Here is a 24,253-nt window from a genome sequence, read left to right as displayed (position 1 = left end):
AGGCCGCTTGCTTTGCCGTCTCATTAACCGCCGAGACGTTTCAACGCCTCCGGGACCTCCTCGATCCGGTCAACCAGGGCTATTCGGGACTCCATCGAACGGCCGCGCGCGAGCGACTGCAGCAGGGGCCACGTGGGCAGCCGCTCCGTCCAGTGCGCGCGGTCCACGAGCACCATGGGCGTGGGCTCGCCACGGGACTCGTAGTAGTTCGGCGTCGCGTTGTCGAAGATCTCCTGTACGGTGCCGGCGGCGCCCGGCAGGAAGACCACACCGGCGGTCGAACGGGCCAGCAGGCCGTCCTCGCGGGTGGCGTTGGCGAAGTACTTGGCGATGTGCGAGGCGAACGGGTTCGGAGGCTCATGGCCGTAGAACCAGGTGGGGATGCCTACGGAGCCTCCGCCGCCCGGCCACCGGTTGCGCACCTCGAAGGCGGCGCGGGCCCAGTCGGTGATCGAGGGCACGAAGGACGGGTCCTTGGCGAGCAGTTGGAGCGCCTCGGTGAGCATGCCGTCGCCGAACGGGGCCGCGTAGGCGCCGAGGTTCGCCGCCTCCATCGCGCCCGGGCCGCCACCCGTGGCCACGGTGAAGCCGTCGCGGGTCAGTTCGCGGCCGAGGCGCGCGGCACCCGCGTACGCCTCCGTCCCGCGGGCCATCGCGTGCCCGCCCATGACGCCCACCACGCGTGTGCCTACGAGGAGTTCGTCGAGGGCGTCGGAGACGGAGTCGTCGTGGACGGCGCGCAGCGTCGATGCGAAGACGTCGCGGTCGGCCCTGGTGCGCCGGAACCAGGCGTAGGAGAGGGCGTCGGGGGTTTCCTCGTAGCCCTTGTCGAGCGAGGCGAACAGCTCGTCCGGCGTGTAGAGATGACCGCGGTACGGATCGAAGGGCAGGTCCGGGACGGGCGGGAAGACCAGGGCGCCGTCGGTGCGGACCTTCACCGCCGCGTTCTCGCGCATCGGGCAGCCGAGGAACACCGCGCCCGTCGTGTCCGTGGCGAGCAACTCCCTCGTGCGGTCCGTCAGATCGACGGCCTGGACCCGGTATCCGGCGAGGGTGCCACGGGCCGAGACGGTCGCGTCGAACTCCTCGAGCGTCTCGATCTCGCGGTCGTCGTGGTGGGCCGCATGGGCGGGGCTCGTCTGCACCCGCCCATGCTAATTGCGGCCGGTCAGCCCTGGATCGCCTCCGGGTTCATCCACACGACCTCCCAGGTGTGGCCGTCGAGGTCGTCGAAGGCGCGGCCGTACATGAAGCCCATGTCCTGGACCTTGTCCGAGGCGGTGCCGCCGGCGGCGACGGCCTGCTCGACCAGCTCGTCCACCTTGTCGCGGCTCTCGGCGCTCAGACAGATCAGCACCTCGCTGGTCTTCGTGGCGTCCGCGATCTCCTTCTGCGTGAAGGTCGAGTAGAACGGCTTGGTCAGCAGCATCGCGACGATGGTGTCGCTGATCACCACCGAGGCCGCGTTCTCGTCGCTGAACTGCGGGTTGATCGTGTAGCCGAGTTCCGTGAAGAACTTCTTCGAGGCGTCGAGGTCGTTCACGGGCAGGTTCACGAAGATCATCTGCTGGTATGCCGTGGTCATCGGGGTCTCTCCCATCGGGTTCGTGGTCTTCGGTCGGGTAGACCGGGGACCTGAGCGGAACTCATCGGTGGGCGGCGGATTTCTTCCCGCGGGTTCTCAGCGGGCGAGCGGCAGGGTCGTCAGCTCGGCCACGGCCAGTGTGAGCGGGGCGAACAGGGCCAGCAAGGCGGCGGCGCGCAGGGCCGCGGCGCTGCGCAGCATCGCGGCGGGAGCGCCGAGGCGCAGGAGGGCGGAGGTGACGTCGGCGCGGGCCTGCCTGGCCTCGACCGCCGAGGTGAGAAGGGTGCCCAGCGTGCAGCCCGTCACGACGAGCGCGCCGAGGGTGGTCAGCGGGCCGAAGGCCGGGGCGTTCGCGTCGTACAGGGTGGCCATCGTGTACGTGCCCGACGCCACCGCGCAGACCACGCCGAGGGGGCGTCCGATGCGGGTCGCCTCCTCCATCAGGACGCGGCCGGCGAGGAGGCGGAGGGCGCCGGGGTGGATCGCCTGCAGGAGGTGGCCGCAGAGGTGGGTGAGACCGGGGCCGGCCAGGGCGAGGCCGAGAGCGGTGAGGAGCCAGCCGGCCAGGACGCCTACGGGGCCGGGGGCGAGGCCGGCGGGCATGGTGAGGTCGGTCGGGCTGGTGGTGTGGCTCGCGTAGGCCGCTACGGCGAGGCCTGCGGTGAGGGTGGTGATGCCCCAGGGGAGGGCGGTGCGGTGGTCCGGGATTTGCGGGGCGCCGTCGGTTGGTGTCGGGGGGTGGGTCGCGCTGCCCGGCGCCGGCGGGGTGCCGTCCGCGCCCATCCTCCCCCGGTCTCGGCTTCGCTCGACGGGGGGGACCCCCATCGCCCCGGCGGCACGAATGCCCGCGGGAGGACGGGTGCCCTCTCCGTCCCCTGTGTGCGTCACCCGCAGACGCGCCCCGAATCGTCCGTACGCCCCGAACGTCTCCCGTGGCGCCGTCATCCCGTACGCCCCGAAGCGGCCGGTTGCCGTTGCCGCGTCGCGGGTGGTGGTCGGGCGGGCGATGCGCGGGCGCAGGGTGAGGGCCGCCGCCAGCGAGGCCGTCGCGGGTGCCAGGGCCAGCAGTGTGAGGGTCGCCGGGATGGGGAGGGGGTCCCCCGCAGCCAGGAACTCCGCCGCCGCGCCGTCGAACGGCATGCCTGTCAGGTCGCCGCGGAGGTGGAGGAAGAAGAGGAGGGCGAGCGCGGAGCCCAACGTGCAGGACAGGGCTGTCGTCGTCGCCGAGACGGCCATCAGACGGGCCGGGCTCAGGCCGACCGTCGCGAGGCCGGGGCGGGGACGGGTGCCCGGATCGGTGCGGGCCACCGCGACCGCGAAGTGCACCGTGGCCGCCAGCGGGGCCACGCACCAGGCGAGGCGGAGCACGGAGGCGGCCGGTGTGTCGGGGTGGCTCATCGCGTAGCCGAGGGCCGACAGCAGCAGGAAGCCCGTGCCGGCCGACGCCGCGGCCACCAGCAGGCGGCGGAGCTGGACGGCCGGCAGCGCGCCGCGGGTCAGACGGAGAGCGAGCACGCGGCCCGGCCTTCCGTCTCGGCGACCGGCGGCAGGTGCACGGTGTTGACGCAGCGGCCGTCGAGCAGGGACACCGTGCGGTCGGCCAGGGCCGCCGTGTCCGCGTCGTCCGTGGCCAGAACCACCGTGATGCCGTGCGAGCGGGCTGCCGTGGTGAGCGTGCGCAGGACGTGGGTGCGGTCCGCGCGGTGCAGGGGTGCCGTGGGCTCGTCGGCGAACAGGACCGAGGGGGCCGGGGCCAGCGCACGGGCGATGCAGGCACGCTGGCGTTCGGCCTGCACCAGTTCGTGGGGGCGTTTGCGGGCCGTGTCGCCGATGTCGAGGCGCTCCAGCCACTCCATGGCGGCGGCCTTGGCGCGGCGGCGGCCGGTGCCGCGCAGCATCAGGGGGAGGGCCGCGTTCTCCCAGATGTTCAGCTCGAGGACCAGCGCCGGAGCCGGGTCGATCCAGCCGAAGTGGTCGCGGCGCAGGCGTTCGCGGGTGGTCGTCCCCATCGTGTGGACCGGCACGCTGTTGAACCACACCTCGCCGCGCTGCGCCGGGACCAGGCCGGACAGACAGCGCAGCAGGGTCGTCTTGCCGCTCCCGCGGGGGCCGCTGACGGCGAGGATCTCGCCCTCCCGCACGCCGAGCGAGACGCCGCTGAGCGCGGGTGATCCGTCGCCGTGCGTGAAGTGCAGGGAGCGTGCCCAGAGCACGTCGTTGTCCGGCGGGGCCTCCATGCGCGTACACCTCGGTTCAGAGCCGTAGTTCCCGTGCCATCCCCCGTCCGGGGGAACGAAGGCAGGGCCGATCGGTCACTGGAACGCTAGGCAGATCAGGGCCGCAGGCCGGACAGCACGCGGCCCCGGACCGCCGTTTCTCACTCGAACGGGCGGCACCGGGGCCGGATTTGATCACAGCGTCAGCTGATCACAGCTTCGTCCACGCCTCCGTCAGCGTCGCGCGCAGGATCTGCTCGATCTCGTCGAAGGTCTCCTGGTTCGAGATCAGCGGCGGGGCGAGCTGGACGACCGGGTCACCGCGGTCGTCGGCACGGCAGTACAGGCCGTTCTCGTAGAGCTTCTTGGAGAGGAAGCCGTACAGGACGCGCTCGGTCTCGTCCGCGTCGAAGGACTCCTTGGTCTCCTTGTCCTTCACCAGCTCGATGCCGTAGAAGAAGCCGTTGCCGCGGACGTCGCCCACGATCGGCAGGTCGTACAGCTTCTCCAGGGTGGCCCGGAACGCGCCCTCGTTGTCGAGCACGTGCTGGTTGAGGCCCTCGCGCTCGAACAGGTCGAGGTTGGCCAGACCGACCGCGGCGGACACCGGGTGACCGCCGAAGGTGTAGCCGTGCAGGAAGGTGTTGTCGCCCTTGTAGAACGGCTCGGCCAGCCGGTCCGAGACGATGCAGGCACCGATGGGGGAGTACCCGGACGTCATGCCCTTGGCGCAGGTGATCATGTCCGGTACGTAGCCGAACTTGTCGCAGGCGAACATCGTGCCGAGGCGGCCGAAGGCGCAGATGACCTCGTCCGAGACGAGCAGCACGTCGTACTGGTCGCAGATCTCGCGGACCCGCCGGAAGTAGCCGGGCGGCGGCGGGAAGCAGCCGCCGGCGTTCTGCACCGGCTCCAGGAAGACCGCGGCGACCGTGTCCGGGCCCTCGAAGAGGATCTGCTGCTCGATCTGGTCGGCGGCCCAGCGGCCGAAGGCCTCGGGGTCGTCGCCGAAGATCGGCGCCCGGTAGATGTTGGTGTTCGGGACCTTGTGCGCGCCCGGCACCAGCGGCTCGAAGGGGGCCTTCAGGCCCGGCAGGCCGGTGATGGACAGGGCGCCCTGCGGGGTGCCGTGATAGGCGACCGCACGGGAGATCACCTTGTGCTTGGTGGGCTTGCCGACCAGCTTGAAGTACTGCTTGGCGAGCTTCCAGGCGGTCTCGACCGCCTCACCGCCGCCGGTGGTGAAGAAGACCTTGTTGAGGTCGCCCGGCGCGTGGTCCGCGAGACGCTCGGCCAGCTCTATGGCCTTCGGGTGGGCGTAGGACCACACCGGGAAGAACGCCAGCTCCTGCGCCTGCTTGAAGGCCGTCTCGGCGAGCTCCGTGCGGCCGTGCCCGGCCTGGACCACGAACAGGCCCGCCAGACCGTCGAGGTAGCGCTTGCCCTTGTCGTCGTAGATGTAGGTGCCCTCGCCCCGGACGATGGTGGGGACGGGGGAGTTCTCGTACGAGGACATGCGGGTGAAGTGCATCCACAGGTGGTCGTACGCGGTGCGGCTGAGGTCCTTTGTGCTCACGGTTTATCGGGTCCTCACGGTTATCGGGTTCCCCACATGTAGGTCTGCTTCTTGAGCTTCAGGTAGACGAAGCTCTCGGTGGAGCGCACTCCGGGCAGGGCCCTGATGCGTTTGCTGATGACGTCCAGCAGGTGGTCGTCGTCCTCGCAGACGATCTCGGCGAGGATGTCGAACGAGCCCGCGGTCATCACCACGTACTCGACTTCCGACATGTCGGTCAGCGCGTCCGCGATCTTCTCCACGTCGCCCTCGACGTTGATGCCGACCATCGCCTGCCGGCGGAAGCCCACGGTGAGCGGGTCCGTGACCGCGACGATCTGCATCACGCCCTGGTCGAGCAGCTTCTGGACGCGCTGGCGCACGGCGGCCTCGGACAGGCCCACTGCCTTACCGATGGCGGCGTACGGGCGGCGGCCGTCCTCCTGGAGCTGCTCGATGATGGCGAGGGAGACGGCGTCCAGGTGCGGAGTGCCGGTCCTGGACTCGCGGGAGGACTCGCGGGAGTCCCTGGGGTCTGCGCTTCGACTGGCCACGAGGTCACTGTGCACGACGTCTCGACGGTTCCGCAAGGGTCGAGCGATGAAATTCGTTGTTTACGTTGCTGAGACTTGCGGATTCCGTAGTTCTGGCGGGACCAGGGGTGTTGAAAACGTGGACTCTCGGACTAGGGTGGGTGTCTCAGAGAATGGACAACCCCGAATTTGGAGGGCCGGAAGTGAGCACCGAGCTTCGTCGTCTGCGCAACTACATCGACGGTGAGTTCCGGGACGCCGCCGACGGACGGACCACCGAGGTGGTCAACCCGGCGACGGGTGAGGTGTACGCCACCGCGCCGCTGTCCGGGCAGGCGGACGTGGACGCCGCGATGGCGGCCGCCGCCGCGGCCTTCCCCGGCTGGCGCGACACCACTCCCGCCGAGCGCCAGAAGGCCCTCCTGAAGATCGCCGACGCGTTCGAGGAGCGCGCCGAGGAACTGATCGCGGCCGAGGTGGAGAACACGGGCAAGCCGGTCGGGCTCACCCGCTCCGAGGAGATCCCGCCGATGGTCGACCAGATCCGCTTCTTCGCGGGCGCGGCCCGGATGCTCGAGGGCCGCTCGGCCGGCGAGTACATGGAGGGGATGACCTCGATCATCCGCCGTGAGCCGGTCGGCGTCTGCGCGCAGGTCGCGCCGTGGAACTACCCGATGATGATGGCCGTGTGGAAGTTCGCCCCGGCGATCGCGGCGGGCAACACGGTCGTCCTGAAGCCCTCGGACACCACGCCGGCCTCCACGGTCCTGATCGCCGAGATCCTCGGCTCGATCCTCCCCAAGGGCGTCTTCAACGTCATCACCGGTGACCGCGAGACGGGCCGCATGATGGTCGAGCACCCGGTCCCGGCCATGGCGTCCATCACCGGCTCCGTACGCGCCGGTATGCAGGTGGCCGAGTCCGCGTCCAAGGACGTCAAGCGTGTGCACCTGGAGCTGGGTGGCAAGGCGCCGGTCGTCGTCTTCGAGGACACCGACATCGCCAAGGCCGTCGAGGACATCTCGGTCGCGGGCTTCTTCAACGCCGGCCAGGACTGTACGGCTGCCTGCCGCGTCCTCGTCCACGAGGCCATTCACGACGAGTTCGTCGCGGCCCTCGCCAAGGCGGCCGCCGACACCAAGACCGGGCAGCCGGACGACGAGGACGTCCTCTACGGCCCGCTCAACAACCCCAACCAGCTAGCCCAGGTCGAGGGCTTCATCAACCGACTGCCCGCGCACGCGCGCGTGGAGAGCGGCGGCAAGCGCGTCGGCGACAAGGGCTACTTCTTCGCCCCGACCGTCGTCTCCGGCGTCAAGCAGGACGACGAGATCATCCAGAAGGAGGTCTTCGGGCCGGTCATCACCGTCCAGTCCTTCACCGACGAGGACCAGGCGGTGCAGTGGGCCAACGGCGTCGAGTACGCCCTCGCGTCCTCCGTCTGGACCAAGGACCACTCCCGCGCCATGCGGATGTCGAAGAAGCTCGACTTCGGCTGCGTGTGGATCAACACCCACATCCCGCTGGTCGCCGAGATGCCGCACGGCGGCTTCAAGAAGTCCGGTTACGGCAAGGACCTGTCGTCGTACGGCTTCGACGACTACACGCGGATCAAGCACGTGATGACGTCCCTCGACGGCTGAGCAGACCGACACGGCCCCGCGCCCTTTGGGCGCGGGGCTACGGCATCGTTTTCCGGTGCCCCCGTTGCCGAAGTCCCCCTGCCCCGCCGTTCGTTGCTGCGTGCCCTCGGTGGTACCGCCGCCCTCGGTGCGCTCGCCGGATGCGTGTGCGAGGCGCGTACGTGGAGCCGGGTGAGCGTAGCGGCCCGGGCGGCGACGGACCGCCCGCGCCGGCCCTGGCCGACGAGGCCCGGCTGCGCCAGGTCGTCACCAACCTGGTCGGCAACGCCGTGACCCACACGCCCCCGGCACGCCCATCCGGATCGGCGTCGGCACGGCCGGCGACCACGCCGTCCTGGAGGTCGCCGACCAGGGGCCGGGGCTCACGGCGGAACAGCGCGGCCGTATCTTCGAACGCTTCTACCGAGCCGACACCTCCCGCAACCGGGCCACCGGCGGCTCCGGCCTGGGTCTGTCCATCGTCCACTCCCTGGTCACCGCCCACGCGGGCCGTGTCGAGGTCGACTCCGTTCCCGGCGGGGGCGCCACCTTCCGGATTCTGCTCCCCCGACTCACCGACCAGCCGACGCCGACGAACCCGCCCGAGCCGGCGGCGCTTCGAGGGTGACGGGGCGGCGTCGCCGACGACGGTCGGGTCACCCGCTACGGCTTCGCTCTGACCAGCCCGGCGTCGTACGCCGTGATCACGGCCTGGATGCGGTCGCGTGCGCCGATCTTGGCGAGGACCCGGCCGACGTGCTTCTTGACGGTCGACTCGGTGAGGACGAGCCGTTCGGCGATCTCGGTGTTCGTCCAGCCCTGGCCGATGGCGATGAGGACTTCGCGTTCGCGGTCGCTGAGGGTCGCCAGCCGGGGGTCCTCGGCCGCGGGGGCGTCGGCGGGGGCGAGGACCCGGTGGGCGTAGGCGTCGAGAAGGCGCCGGGTCAGGCTGGGGGCCACGACGGCGTCGCCGGTGGCGACCGCGTGGATGCCGGCGACGAGTTCCTCGGGGTGGGCGTCCTTGAGCAGGAAGCCACTGGCGCCGGCCCGCAGACCTTCGTAGGCGTACTCGTCGAGGTCGAAGGTGGTCACGATGAGGACCCGGGTACGGCCGCCGGTGGCGACGATCCGGCGGGTCGCCTCAAGCCCGTCCATGCCGGGCATGCGGATGTCCATCAGGACGACGTCGGGGCGCAGTTCCGCGGCCAGGCGGACGGCCTCGGCGCCGTGCGCGGCCTCGCCGACCGGGTCCAGGCCGGGCGTGCCCTCGATGAGCATGCGGAAGCCCATGCGTTGCAGGGGCTGGTCGTCGGCGATCAGCACGGTGGTCATGGCAGAGGCTCTCCTGGTACCGAAAGGGCGAGCGCGGGTACGTCGAGCACGACGTCCACCATCCAGCCGTGGCCGGAGTCGCGCGGTCCGACGGTGACGCTGCCGCCGTACATGGCGGCGCGCTGGCGGATGCCGACCAGGCCGTGCCCGGGGTCGTCGGCCCGTGACGCAGCCGGCGCTCGTGCCGGTGCGCCGGGGGGTACGCCCGTGTCGGCGACCTTGATCCGCACGGTGCCGGCGTTCGCCGTCACGGTGACGTCGGCGGAGGAACCGGTGCCGGCGTGCTTGAGCGTGTTGGTCAGCGACTCCTGGACGACGCGGTACACGGTGAGCTGGACGCCGCTGCCCAGGGAATCGAGGTCGCCCACGGTCCGGTAGGCGACTCTCAGTCCCGCCGCGCGCACCCGCGCCAGCAGGGGGTCCAGGTCGCGGACGCCGGGCTGCGGGCTGAGCATCCGTAGGCCGTCCCGTTCCTCGCGCAGGACGCCCAGCACGCGGCGCAGTTCGCTCATGGCCTGGCGGCCGGTGTCGCCGAGGACGCGCAGGGGCTCGGCCGACCGCTCGCCCCGGTTGGCGGCGAGAGTGGCGGCGCCGTCGGCGACGCCGACCATGACCGAGAGGTTGTGGCCGACGATGTCGTGCATCTCGCGCGCGACCCTGGATCGCTCCGCGGCGGCGGTGAGCCGGACGCGTTGGTCGCGCTCGATCTCCAGGCGCCTCGCACGGTCCTCGAGCGCCGCCAGATACATCCGGCGGATACGGAGCGTCAGACCGACGGCGATGGCCGCCGTCACCGTACCCAGCAGGAAGAACACGCCGAGCAGCGGATGCTCGACGGGTTCCGGGACGAAGACGGCCAGCACCACGTTGGTGACGCCGAGTGCCGCGGCCCAGCCCAGCCAGCGCAGTGAACCGTGCCGGGCCAGCGTGTACAGGGCGACGAGCGCGGCGACACCGGTCGGCAGCCAGATGCCCAGCGACCACTGGGCCAGCGACACCAGCGAAATCACGAAGAACGTGACGGCCGGGGCCCTGCGCCGCCACCACAGCGGAACGGCGAGTGCGGCGACGAAGGCGAACAGGACGCCCGACGCCTGCTGTTCACGGGAGTCCGTGTCCCCGAAGGGGGAGTTGCCGTCACCCCACAGCAGGTCGGGCAGGCTGATGGCGGCGATTGCCAGCACCACCGCGGTGTCGAGCAGCCACGGATGCCGGCGGTTCAGCCGCTGCAGGCGGCTCTGGTCGCGCAACAGACGGCCCAGGAGCGGGTGTGCCCACGCGGCGTCGAACTCAGGGGACGGCGTGAGCGCCGCCCCCTGGTCGGTGTCCGCGGCGGCTGCCGTGCGCTCCGGGCTCATGGACACCATTGTGCTCATCCCCGGTTCAGGCGTCGGTCTTGACGAGCCGGTAGGCCGCCCCGGCGAGTGTCAGGGCCACCCAGCCGGCGAACACGGCGAGCCCCGCCCCCGGCGAGAGGGCGTCCGAGGACTGGTGCAGGGCGTAGACGGCCGAGCCCGCGTTGCTGGGGAAGTAGGGGCTGAGGGCGTCGTACCAGGAGTCGGGCAGCAGCGAGGCCAGGCCGGGCAGGATCAGCAGGACGCCGACCAGGGCGGCGATGGCACCGGCGGAGGAGCGCAGCAGCACGCCCAGGGCCACGCCGAACACGGCCACCAGGCCGAGGTAGAGGCCGGCGCCGGCCAGGCTGCGCAGCACGCCGTCGTCGCCCAGGGCCAGGGCGATCTTCTCGCCGTCCAGACCCGGGGTGCCCAGCTGGAACGCGGCGAGCGCGCCGACGGTGGTGAGGACCAGGGCGATGGGCCCGATCACGGCGGCCTTCGACCACAGGACGGGCAGTCGGCGCGGCACCGCGGCGAGGGTGGAGCGGATCATGCCGGTGCTGTACTCGCCCGCGGCCAGCAGCACCCCGAGCACGCCCACGGCCAGCTGTGCGAAGGACACACCGGTCAGGGCCAGGCTGACCGCGTCGCTGTCGCTGCCGCCTCCCGGGCCGGGCGGCCCGCCGGCCGTCGCGACGGCGTCCGGACTGTAGGTGTAGCTGGCGATCGCCCCGAAGAGGACCAGGAGGAAAACGGCAACGCCCAGGGTGATCCAACTGGAGCGCAGTGACCAGAACTTGGCCCACTCCGAGCGCAGTACACGCAGGCCGGTCACCTTGTACTTCGTGGAGGTGGTGGACGTCTTCGGGTCGGGCGCCGCGGCAAGGTTGGGGCGTTTGCCCGGGCGCTGGACGCGGCGGAGTGCGGTGGCGGGCATCAGGCGGCCTTTCGTTCGGTGTCGGCCGGAGCACTCTGGTACTCGACGACATCGCGGGTGAGGTCCATGAACGCCGCCTCCAGGGAGACGGCCTGGGGGGTGAGTTCGTACAGCGGCACCCCGTGCTGGGCGGCGATCGCTCCGATCTCGCGGGCGTCGCGCCCGGTGACCAGGAGTTCCTCGGCGGAGGAGGAGGTGATCGTGACGTCCGGGCCGGCCAGCAGCGAGCGCAGCTTCACGGCCTCGGCGGTGGCGACCTTCACCCCGCCGCCGCTTGCCTCCCGGGTGAAGTCGTCGACGGTGGTGTCCGCGAGCAGCCTGCCGCGTCCGATGATCACCAGATGGTCGGCGATCAGCGCGGTCTCACTCATCAGGTGCGAGGAGAGCATCACGGCCCGGCCCTCGTCGGCCAGCCCACGCAGCAGGTTGCGCACCCACAGCACGCCCTCGGGGTCCAGGCCGTTGACCGGTTCGTCGAGCATCACGATCGCCGGGTCGCCCAGGAGCGCGGCGGCGATACCGAGCCGCTGGCCCATGCCCAAGGAGAAGGCGCCCACGCGCTTGCCGGCCACGCTGGTCAGCCCGGCCAGCTCGATGACCTCGTCCACCCGGCGCCGCGGAATGCCGTGGGTGTGCGCCAGCGCCATCAGGTGGTTGGCCGCGCTGCGCCCCGGGTGCACGGACTTGGCCTCCAGCAGGGTGCCGATCTCGTGCAGGGGTGCGGAATGCTTGGCGTAGGAGCGCCCGTTGACCGTCACCGAGCCCTTGGTGGGGGAGTCCAGACCGATGATCATGCGCATGGTCGTGGACTTGCCCGCGCCGTTGGGACCCAGGAATCCGGTCACCTCACCCGGCTTCACGGTGAAGCTCAGGTTGTCGACCACCGTCTTGTCCCCGTACCGCTTCGTCAGCTCACGCGCTTCGATCATGAGAGTGGGCCTTTCCGGATCGAACTCGGCCGCGGATGCACCGCGGTGTCTGCATTCGAAGTTAGGAGCGCGGCGGGCCCGGTCCCTGGGACCCCGGGCGCATCTTCGGAGGGGGAGTGGTACCGCGGTACCACTCCCCGCTCATGAGCCGGTCGGGTGGTACCGCGGTACCACTGACGCCTCGCCATTGCCGTCCCGGGTACCAGGGTTTGCGGTCCAGGCGCGCCTAGCGTGCTGAGGGAGGAAGTCAGGAGGGGGCCAAACCCCATGAGGTGAGCAGGGGAATCGATGAGCGAGTCACCGCATGCGGAGGCCATCGGCACAGGCGGCGCCGACGGGGGCCGGGTGCCCGCGCCGCCCGGTGCGCTCGCCTCCTTCGCCCGGTTCGTCCTGTGCGGCGGCGGGGTGAGCCTCGTCGCGAGTGCCGCCGTACCGACGGTGGCCGAAGTGCTGCCGTGGACGGTGGCGAACGCGCTGATCACCGTGGTCTCCACGCTCCTGTGCACGGAGCTCCACTCACTCATCACCTTCCGCACCGGGCGGCGGGCCGGATGGCGCCGCCACCTCCAGTCCGCGGGATCGGCCACGGCCTCCTACGCGGTGACCACCGCCGCGGTGCTCGTACTCCACGCCCTGCAGCCGACGGCCGGGAGGCTCCTGGAACAGGCCGTGTACCTCGGCGCCGCAGGGCTCGCCGGTATCGGGCGCTTTCTGGTGCTGCGCCTGCTGGTGTTCGCCGACGACCGCGACACGGACGCCGTACGACCCCGGCCCGCTCGCGGACAGCGAACGCCGGCGCTTCGCCATCCGCACGACGCACGCGCTCGAGTACCCGCGCGGCGGCCCGTCCCCGCGCAGCTGCGGCACGCGCCGGCCCGAGTGTGAGGACAGCGATGACCGTCGTACAGGATCATCTTCACGCCACGCCACGCCACGCCACGGCCTGCCGCAGTGCCCAACGAGCCGTCGCCGTCGCCGACTTCGGGCGCCCACCGGTTGGGACTGGCGCTGGCGTGCTGCGCCGGTGTCCTGGTGCCGTGGCTCCTCGTGCTCGCCACCTACCTGCCCTCGACCGTCCAGGTGCGGCACTGGTCGGCGATGTGGGTGGGACTCGACGCACTCGAGGCGCTGGGACTGGCCGTCACCGGTGTCCTGCTGCTGCGCAGGGATCCACGGCGCTGCCTCACGGCCGCCGCGACCGCCGCGCTGCTGGTCGTCGACGCCTGGTTCGACGTACTGACCTCCCCGCCGGGATCCGAAGTCGCCACCGCCCTCGCCCTCGCCCTGGCCCGGGGCGCCGAGCTGCCGCCGGCGACGCTGTGCGTGGTGGTGGCCCGACCTTCACGACGTCTACTATCGCGCTCTACTAGAGCGCGCTAAATCGAGTACGATGACCCCAGCCCAAATGTCACGTCAAAAGCCTGTCGCAGGGGGATTTCGAGATCGCCGCTAGGGTGGGCGGCGGCGGAGGGTGGTTCACAGGTGGATGCGTCGGACAAGCAGCGGCCCACGATGGCGGACGTGGCCGCGAAGGCGGGCGTCTCCCGGGCGCTCGTCTCGATCGTGTTCCGCAACCAGCCGGGAGCGAGCGAGGAGACGCGTCAGCGGGTGCTGCGCGTGGCCGACGAGATCGGCTACCGGCCCGACAGTGCGGCCCGGTTGCTGGCGCGCGGCCGCAGCCGCACGCTCGGCGTGATGTTCACCGTGCACCAGACCTTCCACACGAACCTCATCGAGGGCATCTACCCCGAGGCCGAGCGCCTCGGCTACGAAGTCCTGCTGTCCGGCGCCACCCAGGGCCGCAGCGAGGAGAAGGCCGTGGAGGCACTGCTGAGCCACCGCTGCGAGGCGGTGATCCTGCTCGGCTCCTTCGCGGAGCCCGCCTTCCTCGCCGAGCTGGGACGCCGCACGGTCGCCGTCTCCGTCAGCCGCCGGGTCCCGCACGCCCATGTGGACTTCGTGCACTCCGCCGAGGGCAAGGGCGTACGTCAGGCGATGGACCACCTCGTCGAGCTGGGACACCGCCGGATCGTTCACATCGACGGCGGCCAGGGCCCCGGCTCGGCCGAGCGGCGGCGCGCCTACCGTGCGGCCATGCGCCGTCACGGACTTGTGTCCGAGACGCGGGTGATCCCCGGCGATCACACCGAGCAGTCGGGCATCGAGACCGGCCGTCTCCTTCTCGCCGAGCGCGACAAGGGCCTGCCGTTGCCCACGGCGGTCCTGGCGGGCAACGACCGCAGCGCGATGGGTTTGTTGATGTCGCTGACCCGGTCCGGTGTCGAGGTCCCGCGCGACCTGTCCGTGGTCGGATACGACGACAGTCACCTCTCCCACCTGATGCCGATCGGCCTGACCACGGTGCGCCAGGACGCGGTGCTCATGTCGGAGCACGCCGTGCGGTTCGCCGTGGAGCGGCTGGAGGACCCCGGACTGGAGCCGCGGGAAGCGGTGCTGGACCCGAAGCTGGTGGTGCGGGGGACCAGTGGGCCTCCACCGGTGAGCTGAGTCCGGCCGTCCTGCTCGAGCCGTCCGGCGTTCACCCCGGGACGTGCATCGCGCGCAGGACCGCGTCGGCCATGCCGCGCTCGCCGCGCGTTTGGGTGGCCGGCGGCTGCGGGGCTGCTGGGGCGCAGAGGCTCGATCCAGCGTGAGCCGGCTGCCGAGCCGGCGTCGTGTCCCTCGGAGGGCGCGCAGATGGCGACGTAGGTCGCTCCGGCCACGCGGGCCTACTCACGCAGCGCGGTGTTGAGCTGCTGCTCCTTCTCCCGGAGACAGTCGATGCCGCCGGGCGCGAGGGGCGGTTCGCGGCCGCGGGCGGAGGCGTCGGACGGCAGGATCGCCGGATAGCCGACGACGTGGACGCGGGCCCGGGGTGCGCGGCGCCCGACCTCCCCCAGGGAGCGTCCTCGGAGATGTACTTGCCGCGGCCGAGGACGTCGTACGCCCTACCCATGACGACGCAGGGCGTGATCATGGAGCTGAATCCGATGTCGTTGCCGCCGATACCGATGGTGACCAGCCGGGTCCTCGCGGAGAGGGCCGTGAGCTGGGCGGGGTTGGTGCCGTGCTTGGTCGACCGGGGCGCCGTGAGCTCGGCGATCGTGGCGCCGCTGCAGCCCACGGCGCGGAGACCGCGACCAGAACGCCCGCCTCGCCGCCGCCACCGAACGCGCCCGCATCCCCCGCGAGATGCTGCTGAAGCACGTGCAGCCCGACGAACTCGTCACCGGCATCCGCGCGGTCGCCGCCGGGGACGCGGTCATCTCCCCGGGCCCGACCCGCAAGTTCATCGACGCCTCCGACCGCTTCCCCGGCCAGACCCCGGTGCAGCAGCAACAGTTGTCCGCCCTCACCGAGCGCGAACGTGAGGTCCTCGTCGCCATCGCGACCGGCCTGAGCAACGCCGAGATCGCCGAGCGGCTCTCCGTCGCCGAGACCACCGTCTAGTCCCATGTCAGCCGCATCCTCATGAAGATCGGCGTCCGGGACCGGGTCCAGGCGGTGATCTTCGCGTACGACACCGGACTGGTACGGCCGGCATGAAGGTGCCCGCTCCGGCTACGACGACGCATGGGCGCGCACGGTGAACGCCGCCGTGTGCACCGTTTTGTCGACCTTGAAGTCCAGGAACAGCCGGTAGTCGCCGGTGCTGGGCACGGCGGCCGAGAAGGCGACCTTCGGTCCGGACGTCTTCGTTCCCTCGGCCTCGTCGTGCGGGTGGACGTGCAGATAGGCGAGGTCGCCGGAGCGCAGGGCGACGAGGTGGCCGTAGGCGCCGAGATAGGGCTGAAGGGTGGTGACGGGCCTGCCGCCGCGGGTGACGGTGAAGGTCAGGTCGCTTTCCCCGCCCGCGTTCAGGGCGCCGTCGAGCCGCACGGTGTAGCCGTCCACCGTCGCGGTGGCGGCGGCCGGTGGCAGTTCGGTCGCCGTGTGGCGGCCGGTGACCGTCAGGTCGGTGCCCAGGGTCAGGCCCTCGTCCTGCGCAGCCGGGACGAAGTCGGCGAAGACCCGGTAGCTGCCGGCGGACGGGAGTTCGGCGGGGACGCTCCAGGTGCCGTCGGCGGCCCGCGTGGGGTGCAGATGGCGGTACGTGGTGAGGTCGCGTGAGGCGAGGATCAGGTGCAGTTGCTTGGTGTGCTCGGTCCGGTACACGGTCACCGGGTCGCCGTGCGCGTCGCGGATGACGAAGCGCAGGGTGCTCCTGCGTTCGGCCTGGACGGCAGGCGTCTCCAGGTCGAGCGTGTAGCCGTCCTCGGAGACCTGCAGCCCGGCCGGGACCGTGTCGTCGGCCGCGGGTGCGGTGTGACCGCCGTGCTCGTCGGTCTGCGCGCCGGTGTCGGTGGTGACCGGGGCGATGACGTCGCCGATCCCGTAGGCGGCGCCGAAGGTCACGACGAGTGCGGCCGTGAAGCCGCCGATCTTCGTCAGGGGCCTCATGACGGACTCCTCGGTGCTGGGTGCTTGTCCTGCGGGGGCGCGGACTGCCCCTTATACCCATCGGGGGTATGCATGGGATGGAGCTTATACCCCCCTGGGGTATAACGGGAAGAGGGAAATGGTTCAGCGGAGAGTTAGGGGGAAGTTTTGAACGTGTTCAATTACAGGCGTACGCTTTCGCCATGATCGACAGAGCCGCCCTGCTGAAGGGCATCCGCGCGTGGCTGATCCTCTTCGTCGTCTGCCTGGTGCTCAGTGGCGCCACGGCCTTCCCCCTGGTTCACGAACTGCGCTGGACGGAGGACCTGTTGCGGGCCCTGTCCGTGCCGGAGCACCTGCCCGCCCTGATGGAGTGGATCGAGCGCGTCCGGCGCGGGCTCGACACCGCCGACGCCGAATACCCCTTCCTCCTCTACGGCACGGACTGGCTGGCCTTCGCGCACCTCGTCATCGCGGTCGCCTTCTACGGCCCCTACCGCGACCCGGTCCGCAACATCTGGGTCGTCGAGTTCGGGATGATCGCCTGCGCCGGGATCATCCCGCTCGCGCTGATCTGCGGGCCGATCCGGGGAATTCCCTTCTGGTGGACGGTGATCGACATGTCGTTCGGGGTGTTCGGGGTGATCCCGCTGTACGTCGTGCGCGGGAAGATCAAGCGACTTGAGGGGCTCACCGCGAACTCCGTTCCGGCGCTTGCTACTTGAGCGCCGCCGGGCTCAGGTCGCGGGTCGCACCGGTGATCTTCGATCGTGCGGTCGAAGCGACGCACCGCCTGGTACCAGCGCTGCTCGTACAACTCCTCGAGGAAGTCCGTGAGGCCGTCCCGGGCTGGATGCCGTGCGGTGCGCGGGGCCCGGAGTCCGGCCCGGCGACGCCAGTTCGTGATCACCTCCGGCCGTGCGTTCCCGCCCGCGGAACACCAGAAAACTGTTATCCCGGAAGCCTTCACTCCGTCTCCTCACTGTGATCCCCGGCATAGCCATCACCCCGGGCCCGCCTGAGAGGGTGCGTGCGGAAGCGAAGTGAGCCCGGCCCTGGAAAGGACGACGTGGACACGCGGCAATGGCGCGACACCATCGCGGCAGCGCAGGCCGGCGACCGGCAGGCGCTGGACGAGCTGGTCGAGGGGTGGCTGCCGCTGGTCTACAACATCGTCGGACGCGCCCTGAACGGTCACGCCGACGTCGACGACGTCGTCCAGGAGACCATGCTGCGCGCCGTCGACAACCTCGGCTCGCTGCGCGACCCGGACAGCTTCCGGTCCTGGCTCGTGGCGATCGCGATGCGTCAGGTCCGGGACCGTGCGCGCCGCAGGTCCGCCCAGCGGCTGGACGAGAGCGTGGCGCAGGGCGACGCCGCCGACTTCGCGGAACTCACCGTGCTGCGGCTGCAGTTGGAGGGCCAGCGGCGCGAGGTCGCGGAGGCGGTGCGCTGGCTGGACGCCGAGGACCGGCAGTTGCTGTCGCTGTGGTGGCTGGAGGTCGCGGGCGAGCTCACCCGGCGGGAACTGGCCGCGGCCGTCGGGATCAGCCGGCAGCACGCCGCCGTGCGCGTCCAGCGCATGAAGGAGCGCCTCGAGACCGCGCGCGGCATCGTCCGGGCGCTGGACGGCGCCTGCCCCGGACTGCGCGAACTGACCGCCCGCTGGGACGGGCACCCCGACTCGGTGTGGCGCAAGCGGCTGGCCCGGCACATCCGGGGCTGCGGCTACTGCGGTGACGCGCGCGAGTCGGTCGTACCGGCCGAACGGCTCCTCGTGGGCATCGCGCTCGTCCCCGTCCCGGTCGGCTTCACGCTGTCCCTGGCCTTCGGCGGCAAGACGGCGGTGGCGGCCACCGCCGCCGGCACGTCGGTCGGCTGGTCCGCCAAGGTGCTGGGCGCCCTGACCAAGCCGGCCGTCGCCGTCACCGCGGGCGCGACCATCGCAGCGGGCGGCGCGTACGTCGTCACCCAGACGCCGGGCGCCCCGCCGCCCCGCGCGGCGACGGTCTCGACGGCGGCGAGCACACCCGGCCCGTCGCCGTCCTCCGCCCCGCCCACGCCTTCGGTCCCGCCGTCACCCACCCCGAGCGCGACACCCGAGCTGTACGGCACGGTCGTCGACGCCGTCGACCGGGCACCGGACCCGGACACGCCACCCGTGGCCCTGCCGCACCGGCCCGAGAAGGGGATCACCAGCAGCGGCGGCGCGCACGCCACGATGAACCACCGCGGGGACAGCGTGACGCTCAGCGGCCAGGGCTATGTCCTCGTCCGCTGGCAGATCTCGCCGCAGTACCGGGCCGGCAACCTGGTCATGCCGGCCTGGACCGGACTGAAGGGCAAGCTCTTCCACGTCGCCTCGGGCGGCGGCCGCCGCATGGACGACCCCGTCAGCAGCACCGACAGCTCCGCCACCGGCATGGGCAGCTCGGCCACCGGCTACGCCGTCCTGCCGGCCGGCACCCAGCAGATGTGGCAGAACGAGTACTTCTACGTCGACGGCAGCGTCACCCTCACCGTGAACGAGCGGGGCGCCGACTACGGCCTGAACGTCTTCCCGACGACCTGGGACGAGGTGGAGGAGGACGTCAAGCAGGGCCCCCCGCAGGGTGCGAAGCGCTACGGCCTCGTCCGCGACACCGGCAAGGACGACACGCCCGTACCGCAGTACGTCACCCGCTCGACGCCCGCCGACCCGGCGACGGTGCCTCAGCGCTCGCGCGTGTGAGCGGTCCCGCTGCCACGCCTCACCTCGCGCGCAACGCGCACAGCACGTCGACGCGGTTCGTCGTGATCGAGTCGACGCCCAGGTCCAGCAGACGGCGCATGGAGCGGCGGGTGTCGGGGGTCCAGACGGAGAGCAGGTAGCCGTCGTGGTGGACGCGTTCGGCGAGGGCGCGGTCGACCAGCGGGAAGCGGTAGTTGAGCCAGCGCGGCGCCACGGCCGCGAGCAGCGCGGGCCGCGGTGGGGCCAGGGTCGTCCAGGTCAGGGCGATCTCGGCCGCCGGGTCGGCCGCGCGCACGGCGAGCATGGCCGGGGCGCCCGCGCAGTAGTACACGCGGTCCGCCGCCCCGCACTCGCGGACGACGTCCACGACCCGGCGCGCCGCCCGCACATCGGGATGGCCCGGCAGGTCGAGCATCACCCGGCTGCCGTCGGTCGCCGCCAGCGCCTCCGCCAGCGTCGGCACCTTGCCGTCCGTCAGCCCGCGCACCTCCGCCTCCGACAGCGAGAGCAGCGGCCGGTCCTGCTCCCACAGCCGTTTCAGCGTCTCGTCGTGCAGCAGCACGGGCACGCCGTCACGGGTGAGCCGTACGTCGATCTCGACCGCGTCCGCGCCCAGGTCGAGCGCGGAACGCAGCGAGTCGATCGTGTTCTCACGGACGCGGTAGGGGTCGCCGCGATGGGCCACGGCAGTCACTGTCTGCATGGGCCCATTGTGCTGAAGTCAGGGGGCGAGCCACCCGGCGGTGTACCTGTCGATCTCGTCCTTGATGCGCGCCTTGCCGGGCTCGTCGAGGAAGGACGCCTCGACGGCGTTCCTGGCGAGGTCGGCCAGCCCCCGTTCGTCGAGGTCGAGGAGGCGGGCGGCGACGGCGTACTCGTTGTTGAGGTCGGTGCCGAACATCGGCGGGTCGTCGGAGTTGATCGTGACCAGGATTCCGGCCCGCACGAACTCCTTGATCGGGTGCTCGTCGAGGGTGCGGACCGCGCGGGTGGCGATGTTGGAGGTCGGGCACACCTCCAGCGGGATCCGATGATCGGCGAGGTGCGCGAGGAGCTTCGGGTCCTGGAAGGAGTTGGTGCCGTGCCCGATGCGCTCGGCGCGCAGATGGGTCAGCGCGTCCCACACCGTCTCCGGGCCGGTCGTCTCGCCGGCGTGCGGCACCGAGCGCAGCCCGGCCGCGATGGCCCGGTCGAAGTACGGCTTGAACTGCGGCCGCGGTACGCCGATTTCGGGCCCGCCGAGCCCGAAGGAGACCAGCCCCTCGGGACGCACCCGGTCGTCGGTGGCGAGGCGGGCGGTCTCCTCGGCGGACTCGAGGCCCGCCTCGCCGGGGATGTCGAAGCACCAGCGCAGGACGGTCCCGAACTCGGCCTCCGCCGCCTTGCGGGCGTCCTCGATCGCGTCCATGAAGGCCAGTTCGTCGATCCCGCGCCGGGTCGAGGAGAACGGGGTGATGGTCAGCTCGGCGTAGCGCACCTGCTGCCGGGCCAGGTCCCGGGCCACCTCGTACGTCAGCAGCCGCACGTCCTCCGGGGTGCGGATCAGGTCGACGACGGACAGGTACACATCGATGAAGTGGGCGAAGTCCGTGAACGTGAAGAAGTCGACCAGGGCCTCGGCGTCCGTGGGCACCTTGGAGTCGGGGTGGCGGGCGGCCAGTTCGGAGACGATGCGGGGGGAGGCGGAGCCGACATGGTGGACGTGCAGTTCGGCCTTGGGCAGTCCGGCGATGAAGGCGTGCAGGTCGCGCGGGGCGCGCGCGTCCACGTGGTCGGTCAAGGGGGCCTCCCCGGCAGGGCGCCGTGCACCGTGTCGGTGTGGCGCGGGTGATCGGCTGATCGAGTGCACGGACATCGTAGGACGCGGGGTGGGGCACGGGCGGGGGAGGACCCGGCGGGAGCGTGCGTGGTGAGGCCGTAGCATGACGGAACGATCGATCGAGGGGGACTTGACATGACGGACGCGACGCAGCCGAGCGGGGACGCCGCAGCCGGCCCCGACCCGTGGGCGGCGCCGGAGAACAAGCCGTCACTGGAGAAGAACCAGCAGCCCGCCGCCGGGCAGCCCCCCACGGCTCAGCCGCCGTCCGTGCACGACCAGGCCACGGTCATCGCGATGCCGAACGACGGACTCACCCCGCCCGGCTCCACCCCCGCCGGCTACCCGCCGCCGGGCTACGGCGCGCCGGGCTACCCCCCGCCCGGTTACGCGCCTCCCGGCGCGGCCGCGTCCGCTCCCGTCGGCGGCCCGGGTTCCGCCGTGCCGCCCCCGCCCATCGCGCCGACCGGCCCGGCGGCTCCCGGCGGATACGGCTACCCCGGCTATCCGCAGGGCTACGGCTGGCCGGGCATGCCGATGGCCCCGCAGAACGGCAACGGCATCGCGGCGATGGTGCTGGGCATCCTGTCCTGCTGCCTGTTCTGCATGTACGGGGTGCTCTCCGTCGTGCTCGGCGTCCTTGCCGTGATCTTCGCGATCAAGGGGCGCCACAAGGCCCAGCGCGGCGAGGCCACCAACTACGGCCAGGCCCAGGCCGGCCTGATCACGGGCATCATCGGCATCGTCATAGGCGTCGCCGTGATGGTCGTGATGATCATCGCGATCGTGGCCGCCATCAACGACGAGTCGGACGAGGACTACTACGACGGGTCCCTCGCGTCGGTCTCCGCGCCGGCGTATGTCTGAGCCCACCCCTAGCTAGTCCGCCACGTCGGAACGCCGGGCCGGCTCCTCAGCCGGCCCGGAGCCGCTCTCGCGCCTCCATCAGCGCGAACCCCAGCAGATTGGGCCCCCGCCACCGCTCCGGATCCCCCGCGGCCTCGTCGGTCGCGGCGAGGCCGATGCCCCAGACCCGGTCCACAGGGCTGGCCTCCACCAGCACGCGGTCCCCGGTGCCGAGCAGGAATTCCCGCAGATCGGCGTGCGCGGCGAACTTGTGGACGCTGCCCTCGACCACGATCCGGAACCGCTCGCGCTCCCATATCGCCTCGTCGAAGCCGCGCACCAGCCGCCCGGCCTTCTTCGCCACGGAGGGGTGACCCGCCGCCAGCACCCGCTTCTCCGCCTCCGCGTCTGCGAAAAGCCGCGCCTTCCCGGCCATCATCCAGTGCTCGGCCGTCGCATAGGTGACCCCGCCGACCACGAACGGTGACGGCCACCACTGGCTCAGACAGCTGCTGCCCACCCGGCCGTCGGGCCGCGGCCGGTGCCCCCAGAAGTGCAGGTACTTCACCCTCGCCCCCGACCGGACCTCCCTGACCAGGGCGTCCCGAGAATCGATCTCTCCCATGCAGGCGAGTGTGGCACGCGCCACTGACACCCCGTCCCGCCTTTTCGGTGGCGACTCGACACCCTGGTCGACAGATTCCGTCGCGTAACCAAAAGGCAACAACGGAATCCCTTGTTGGAGTCGCATCCCTCTGTCAGGATCGGCACTCAAATCGAGCTGGAGCTACGCCACCCACCCCCGGACCACGGGGCCACGGCGGAGGAGAGCGACATGCACAACCCGGGCACCGCCACCCCGGACCGATTCCCGGCACAGGAACGCTTCGCGGACGGCGCGCAGTACATCGCGGGCCGCCCGACGAAGGGCACCTCGGGCCGTACACACGCGGTCGTCGACCCCGCGACGGGCGAGGACGTGTACACGTACGAGCTGGCCGGCACCGACGACGTCGACGCGGCCGTCGCCGCCGCCCGCGAGGCCTTCCCGGGCTGGGCGGGCGCCACGCCCGGTGAGCGCTCCGACGCCCTGCACCGTTTCGCCGCCGTCCTCGCCGACCATGCCGAGGACTTCGCCCGCGCCGAGTCGCTCCAGTGCGGCAAACCGCTGAAGCTGACCCGCGAGTTCGACGTGCCCGGCACCATCGACAACACCGCGTTCTTCGCGGGTGCCGCCCGCCACCTGCAGGGGCAGTCCGCGGGCGAGTACTCCGGCGACCACACCTCGTACCTCCGCCGCGAACCCATCGGCGTCGTCGGCTCCATCGCGCCCTGGAACTACCCCCTCCAGATGGCCGCCTGGAAGATCCTCCCGGCGATCGCCGCCGGCAACACGATCGTGCTGAAACCCGCCGAGCTCACCCCGTTCACCTCGCTGCTGTTCGCCCGGGCGGCCACCGAGGCCGGCATCCCCGACGGCGTGATCAACATCGTCACCGGCACCGGCAGGGAGGCCGGCGAGCACCTCGTGGGCCACCCGGACGTGGCCATGACGTCCTTCACCGGCTCCACCGCCGTCGGGAAGCGGGTCGCCGAGATCGCCACCGCCACCGTCAAGCGGATCCACCTGGAGCTGGGCGGCAAGGCACCCTTCGTCGTCTTCGACGACGCCGACCTGGAAGCCGCCGTCAACGGGGCGGTCGCGGGCGCGCTCATCAACACCGGGCAGGACTGCACGGCCGCCACGCGCGCGTACGTGCAACGGCCCCACTACGACGAGTTCGTCGCCCGGACAGCGGCCCTCATGGACACCGTCCGCGTCGGCGACCCCTTCGCCCCCGGCACCGACCTCGGCCCGCTGATCTCGCACGTCCAGCGCGACCGGGTCGCCGGCTTCGTCGACCGGGCACGCGGCTACGCGCGCGTGGTCACGGGTGGCGAGGCTCCCCAGGGGGAGCTGAAGAACGGCGCCTACTACCGGCCCACCCTCATCGCCGACGCGCCGCAGGACAGCGAGGCCGTCCAGTCCGAGATCTTCGGGCCGGTCCTCGTCGTCCTGCCCTTCGACTCGGACGACGAGGGCATCCGGCTCGCCAACGACACCCCGTACGGACTGGCCGCCTCCGCGTGGAGCCGGGACGTCTACCGGGCGAACCGCGCGACCCGCGAGATCAAGGCGGGCTGTGTGTGGGTCAACGACCACATCCCGATCATCAGCGAGATGCCGCACGGCGGCATCAAGCAGTCCGGCTTCGGCAAGGACATGTCCACGTACTCGTTCGAGGAGTACACCCAGATCAAACACGTCATGTTCGACAACACCGCGGTGGCCGCGAAGGACTGGCACCGCACCGTCTTCGGGGACCGATAAGCCAGTACACGGCCACTGACC

The 24,253-nt window shown here is 71.4% G+C and carries 22 protein-coding genes and 2 pseudogenes; 10 read left to right on the top strand and 14 right to left on the bottom strand.

Features of this window, described 5'->3' with window-relative positions:
- Positions 1 to 23: 23 nt before the first annotated feature.
- The 6 genes from ABZO29_RS14175 to ABZO29_RS14150 form a co-directional block, all read right to left on the bottom strand.
- Entirely contained in the window at positions 24 to 1,145 is a 1,122-nt protein-coding gene (locus ABZO29_RS14175; RefSeq protein ID WP_367320548.1) for an LOG family protein, read from the bottom strand.
- A 23-nt stretch (positions 1,146 to 1,168) separates the two neighbouring features.
- Positions 1,169 to 1,585 carry a VOC family protein gene (locus ABZO29_RS14170; RefSeq protein WP_367320547.1) on the bottom strand — a complete coding sequence of 139 codons (417 nt, stop codon included), beginning with the start codon at positions 1,583 to 1,585 and terminating at the stop codon, positions 1,169 to 1,171.
- Positions 1,586 to 1,681: 96 nt separating this feature from the next.
- The gene (locus tag ABZO29_RS14165) at positions 1,682 to 3,100 is read right to left on the bottom strand and encodes a hypothetical protein (protein ID WP_367320546.1); all 1,419 of its coding nucleotides are present in this window, start codon (positions 3,098 to 3,100) and stop codon (positions 1,682 to 1,684) included.
- Positions 3,082 to 3,822 carry an ABC transporter ATP-binding protein gene (locus ABZO29_RS14160; protein WP_367320545.1) on the bottom strand — a complete coding sequence of 247 codons (741 nt, stop codon included), beginning with the start codon at positions 3,820 to 3,822 and terminating at the stop codon, positions 3,082 to 3,084. Before ABZO29_RS14160 ends, ABZO29_RS14165 begins: the two co-directional genes overlap by 19 nt.
- 190 nt (positions 3,823 to 4,012) lie before the next feature.
- The gene (locus tag ABZO29_RS14155; RefSeq protein WP_367320544.1) at positions 4,013 to 5,377 is read right to left on the bottom strand and encodes an aspartate aminotransferase family protein; all 1,365 of its coding nucleotides are present in this window, start codon (positions 5,375 to 5,377) and stop codon (positions 4,013 to 4,015) included.
- A gap of 20 nt (positions 5,378 to 5,397) precedes the next feature.
- A complete protein-coding gene (locus ABZO29_RS14150) occupies positions 5,398 to 5,925 on the bottom strand; it encodes an Lrp/AsnC family transcriptional regulator (RefSeq protein WP_367320543.1) in 528 nt (175 codons plus the stop codon).
- A 167-nt stretch (positions 5,926 to 6,092) separates the two neighbouring features.
- On the opposite strand from ABZO29_RS14150, the gene ABZO29_RS14145 reads away from it, so the two are divergent.
- Together ABZO29_RS14145 and ABZO29_RS14140 are read left to right on the top strand one after the other, a co-directional pair.
- A complete protein-coding gene (locus ABZO29_RS14145; RefSeq protein WP_367320542.1) occupies positions 6,093 to 7,532 on the top strand; it encodes a gamma-aminobutyraldehyde dehydrogenase in 1,440 nt (479 codons plus the stop codon).
- A gap of 179 nt (positions 7,533 to 7,711) precedes the next feature.
- Positions 7,712 to 8,139 (top strand): annotated as a pseudogene (locus ABZO29_RS14140) (sensor histidine kinase); the annotation flags it as partial.
- 35 nt (positions 8,140 to 8,174) lie between these two features.
- On the opposite strand, the gene ABZO29_RS14135 reads toward ABZO29_RS14140, so the two are convergent.
- The 4 genes from ABZO29_RS14135 to ABZO29_RS14120 are packed head-to-tail and all read right to left on the bottom strand — an operon-like array spanning position 8,175 to position 12,046.
- Positions 8,175 to 8,843 carry a response regulator gene (locus ABZO29_RS14135; protein ID WP_367320541.1) on the bottom strand — a complete coding sequence of 223 codons (669 nt, stop codon included), beginning with the start codon at positions 8,841 to 8,843 and terminating at the stop codon, positions 8,175 to 8,177.
- Positions 8,840 to 10,201: a sensor histidine kinase gene (locus ABZO29_RS14130; RefSeq protein ID WP_367320540.1), complete on the bottom strand. Its 1,362-nt coding sequence runs from the start codon at positions 10,199 to 10,201 to the stop codon at positions 8,840 to 8,842. Before ABZO29_RS14130 ends, ABZO29_RS14135 begins: the two co-directional genes overlap by 4 nt.
- A 25-nt stretch (positions 10,202 to 10,226) precedes the next feature.
- Complete coding sequence (locus ABZO29_RS14125; protein ID WP_367320539.1) at positions 10,227 to 11,117, bottom strand: ABC transporter permease; 891 nt, start codon at positions 11,115 to 11,117, stop codon at positions 10,227 to 10,229.
- Positions 11,117 to 12,046, bottom strand: a complete 930-nt coding sequence (locus tag ABZO29_RS14120) for an ABC transporter ATP-binding protein (RefSeq protein WP_367320538.1) — start codon at positions 12,044 to 12,046, stop codon at positions 11,117 to 11,119. The genes ABZO29_RS14125 and ABZO29_RS14120 overlap by 1 nt, the downstream gene beginning before the upstream one ends.
- A gap of 288 nt (positions 12,047 to 12,334) precedes the next feature.
- Here ABZO29_RS14120 and ABZO29_RS14115 point away from each other — a divergent pair, with 288 nt between their 5' ends.
- The 4 genes and pseudogenes from ABZO29_RS14115 to ABZO29_RS14100 form a co-directional block, all read left to right on the top strand.
- Positions 12,335 to 12,931: a GtrA family protein gene (locus ABZO29_RS14115; protein WP_367320537.1), complete on the top strand. Its 597-nt coding sequence runs from the start codon at positions 12,335 to 12,337 to the stop codon at positions 12,929 to 12,931.
- 66 nt (positions 12,932 to 12,997) lie between these two features.
- Positions 12,998 to 13,426, top strand: coding sequence for a hypothetical protein (locus ABZO29_RS14110; RefSeq protein ID WP_367320536.1), 429 nt, complete (start codon positions 12,998 to 13,000; stop codon positions 13,424 to 13,426).
- A 132-nt stretch (positions 13,427 to 13,558) separates the two neighbouring features.
- On the top strand, positions 13,559 to 14,554 hold the full coding sequence (locus ABZO29_RS14105; RefSeq protein WP_367326134.1) for a LacI family DNA-binding transcriptional regulator: 996 nt from the start codon (positions 13,559 to 13,561) through the stop codon (positions 14,552 to 14,554).
- A gap of 687 nt (positions 14,555 to 15,241) precedes the next feature.
- Positions 15,242 to 15,592: pseudogene (locus ABZO29_RS14100) on the top strand (response regulator transcription factor); the annotation flags it as partial.
- Between the two features lie 15 nt (positions 15,593 to 15,607).
- Here ABZO29_RS14100 and ABZO29_RS14095 read toward each other — a convergent pair.
- A complete protein-coding gene (locus ABZO29_RS14095; RefSeq protein WP_367320535.1) occupies positions 15,608 to 16,486 on the bottom strand; it encodes a hypothetical protein in 879 nt (292 codons plus the stop codon).
- 182 nt (positions 16,487 to 16,668) lie between these two features.
- Here ABZO29_RS14095 and ABZO29_RS14090 point away from each other — a divergent pair, with 182 nt between their 5' ends.
- On the top strand, positions 16,669 to 17,190 hold the full coding sequence (locus ABZO29_RS14090; RefSeq protein WP_367320534.1) for a hypothetical protein: 522 nt from the start codon (positions 16,669 to 16,671) through the stop codon (positions 17,188 to 17,190).
- A 344-nt stretch (positions 17,191 to 17,534) separates the two neighbouring features.
- On the top strand, positions 17,535 to 19,196 hold the full coding sequence (locus ABZO29_RS14085; protein ID WP_367320533.1) for an RNA polymerase sigma factor: 1,662 nt from the start codon (positions 17,535 to 17,537) through the stop codon (positions 19,194 to 19,196).
- A 19-nt stretch (positions 19,197 to 19,215) separates the two neighbouring features.
- Here ABZO29_RS14085 and ABZO29_RS14080 read toward each other — a convergent pair whose 3' ends face one another.
- Positions 19,216 to 19,899: a glycerophosphodiester phosphodiesterase gene (locus tag ABZO29_RS14080; protein WP_367320532.1), complete on the bottom strand. Its 684-nt coding sequence runs from the start codon at positions 19,897 to 19,899 to the stop codon at positions 19,216 to 19,218.
- Positions 19,900 to 19,917: 18 nt separating this feature from the next.
- On the bottom strand, positions 19,918 to 20,976 hold the full coding sequence (locus ABZO29_RS14075; RefSeq protein WP_367320531.1) for an adenosine deaminase: 1,059 nt from the start codon (positions 20,974 to 20,976) through the stop codon (positions 19,918 to 19,920).
- Positions 20,977 to 21,150: 174 nt separating this feature from the next.
- Here ABZO29_RS14075 and ABZO29_RS14070 point away from each other — a divergent pair, with 174 nt between their 5' ends.
- The gene (locus ABZO29_RS14070) at positions 21,151 to 21,882 is read left to right on the top strand and encodes a hypothetical protein (RefSeq protein WP_367320530.1); all 732 of its coding nucleotides are present in this window, start codon (positions 21,151 to 21,153) and stop codon (positions 21,880 to 21,882) included.
- A 46-nt stretch (positions 21,883 to 21,928) separates the two neighbouring features.
- Here ABZO29_RS14070 and ABZO29_RS14065 read toward each other — a convergent pair whose 3' ends face one another.
- A complete protein-coding gene (locus ABZO29_RS14065; RefSeq protein ID WP_367320529.1) occupies positions 21,929 to 22,486 on the bottom strand; it encodes an NADAR family protein in 558 nt (185 codons plus the stop codon).
- Between the two features lie 210 nt (positions 22,487 to 22,696).
- Between ABZO29_RS14065 and ABZO29_RS14060 the strand changes: the two genes are divergently transcribed.
- The gene (locus ABZO29_RS14060; RefSeq protein ID WP_367320528.1) at positions 22,697 to 24,232 is read left to right on the top strand and encodes a gamma-aminobutyraldehyde dehydrogenase; all 1,536 of its coding nucleotides are present in this window, start codon (positions 22,697 to 22,699) and stop codon (positions 24,230 to 24,232) included.
- Positions 24,233 to 24,253: the final 21 nt, after the last annotated feature.

Origin of the sequence: Streptomyces sp. HUAS ZL42, from assembly GCF_040782645.1 — a bacterium.
Taxonomy (GTDB): Bacteria; Actinomycetota; Actinomycetes; order Streptomycetales; family Streptomycetaceae; genus Streptomyces.
Note: the sequence above shows the minus strand (reverse complement) of the source record. Positions and strands in the feature narration are given on the sequence as shown.

What these genes read in the sequence shown, in the direction of transcription:
- ABZO29_RS14135 (WP_367320541.1), bottom strand. Translation starts at nt 8,843, where the DNA reads ATGACCACCGTGCTGATCGCCGACGACCAGCCCCTGCAACGCATGGGC.
- ABZO29_RS14090 (WP_367320534.1), top strand. Translation starts at nt 16,669, where the DNA reads ATGATCGACAGAGCCGCCCTGCTGAAGGGCATCCGCGCGTGGCTGATC.
- ABZO29_RS14095 (WP_367320535.1), bottom strand. Translation starts at nt 16,486, where the DNA reads ATGAGGCCCCTGACGAAGATCGGCGGCTTCACGGCCGCACTCGTCGTG.
- ABZO29_RS14080 (WP_367320532.1), bottom strand. Translation starts at nt 19,899, where the DNA reads ATGCAGACAGTGACTGCCGTGGCCCATCGCGGCGACCCCTACCGCGTC.
- ABZO29_RS14120 (WP_367320538.1), bottom strand. Translation starts at nt 12,046, where the DNA reads ATGATCGAAGCGCGTGAGCTGACGAAGCGGTACGGGGACAAGACGGTG.
- ABZO29_RS14160 (WP_367320545.1), bottom strand. Translation starts at nt 3,822, where the DNA reads ATGGAGGCCCCGCCGGACAACGACGTGCTCTGGGCACGCTCCCTGCAC.
- ABZO29_RS14070 (WP_367320530.1), top strand. Translation starts at nt 21,151, where the DNA reads ATGACGGACGCGACGCAGCCGAGCGGGGACGCCGCAGCCGGCCCCGAC.
- ABZO29_RS14115 (WP_367320537.1), top strand. Translation starts at nt 12,335, where the DNA reads ATGAGCGAGTCACCGCATGCGGAGGCCATCGGCACAGGCGGCGCCGAC.
- ABZO29_RS14105 (WP_367326134.1), top strand. Translation starts at nt 13,559, where the DNA reads ATGGCGGACGTGGCCGCGAAGGCGGGCGTCTCCCGGGCGCTCGTCTCG.
- ABZO29_RS14130 (WP_367320540.1), bottom strand. Translation starts at nt 10,201, where the DNA reads ATGAGCCCGGAGCGCACGGCAGCCGCCGCGGACACCGACCAGGGGGCG.
- ABZO29_RS14125 (WP_367320539.1), bottom strand. Translation starts at nt 11,117, where the DNA reads ATGCCCGCCACCGCACTCCGCCGCGTCCAGCGCCCGGGCAAACGCCCC.
- ABZO29_RS14065 (WP_367320529.1), bottom strand. Translation starts at nt 22,486, where the DNA reads ATGGGAGAGATCGATTCTCGGGACGCCCTGGTCAGGGAGGTCCGGTCG.
- ABZO29_RS14060 (WP_367320528.1), top strand. Translation starts at nt 22,697, where the DNA reads ATGCACAACCCGGGCACCGCCACCCCGGACCGATTCCCGGCACAGGAA.
- ABZO29_RS14170 (WP_367320547.1), bottom strand. Translation starts at nt 1,585, where the DNA reads ATGACCACGGCATACCAGCAGATGATCTTCGTGAACCTGCCCGTGAAC.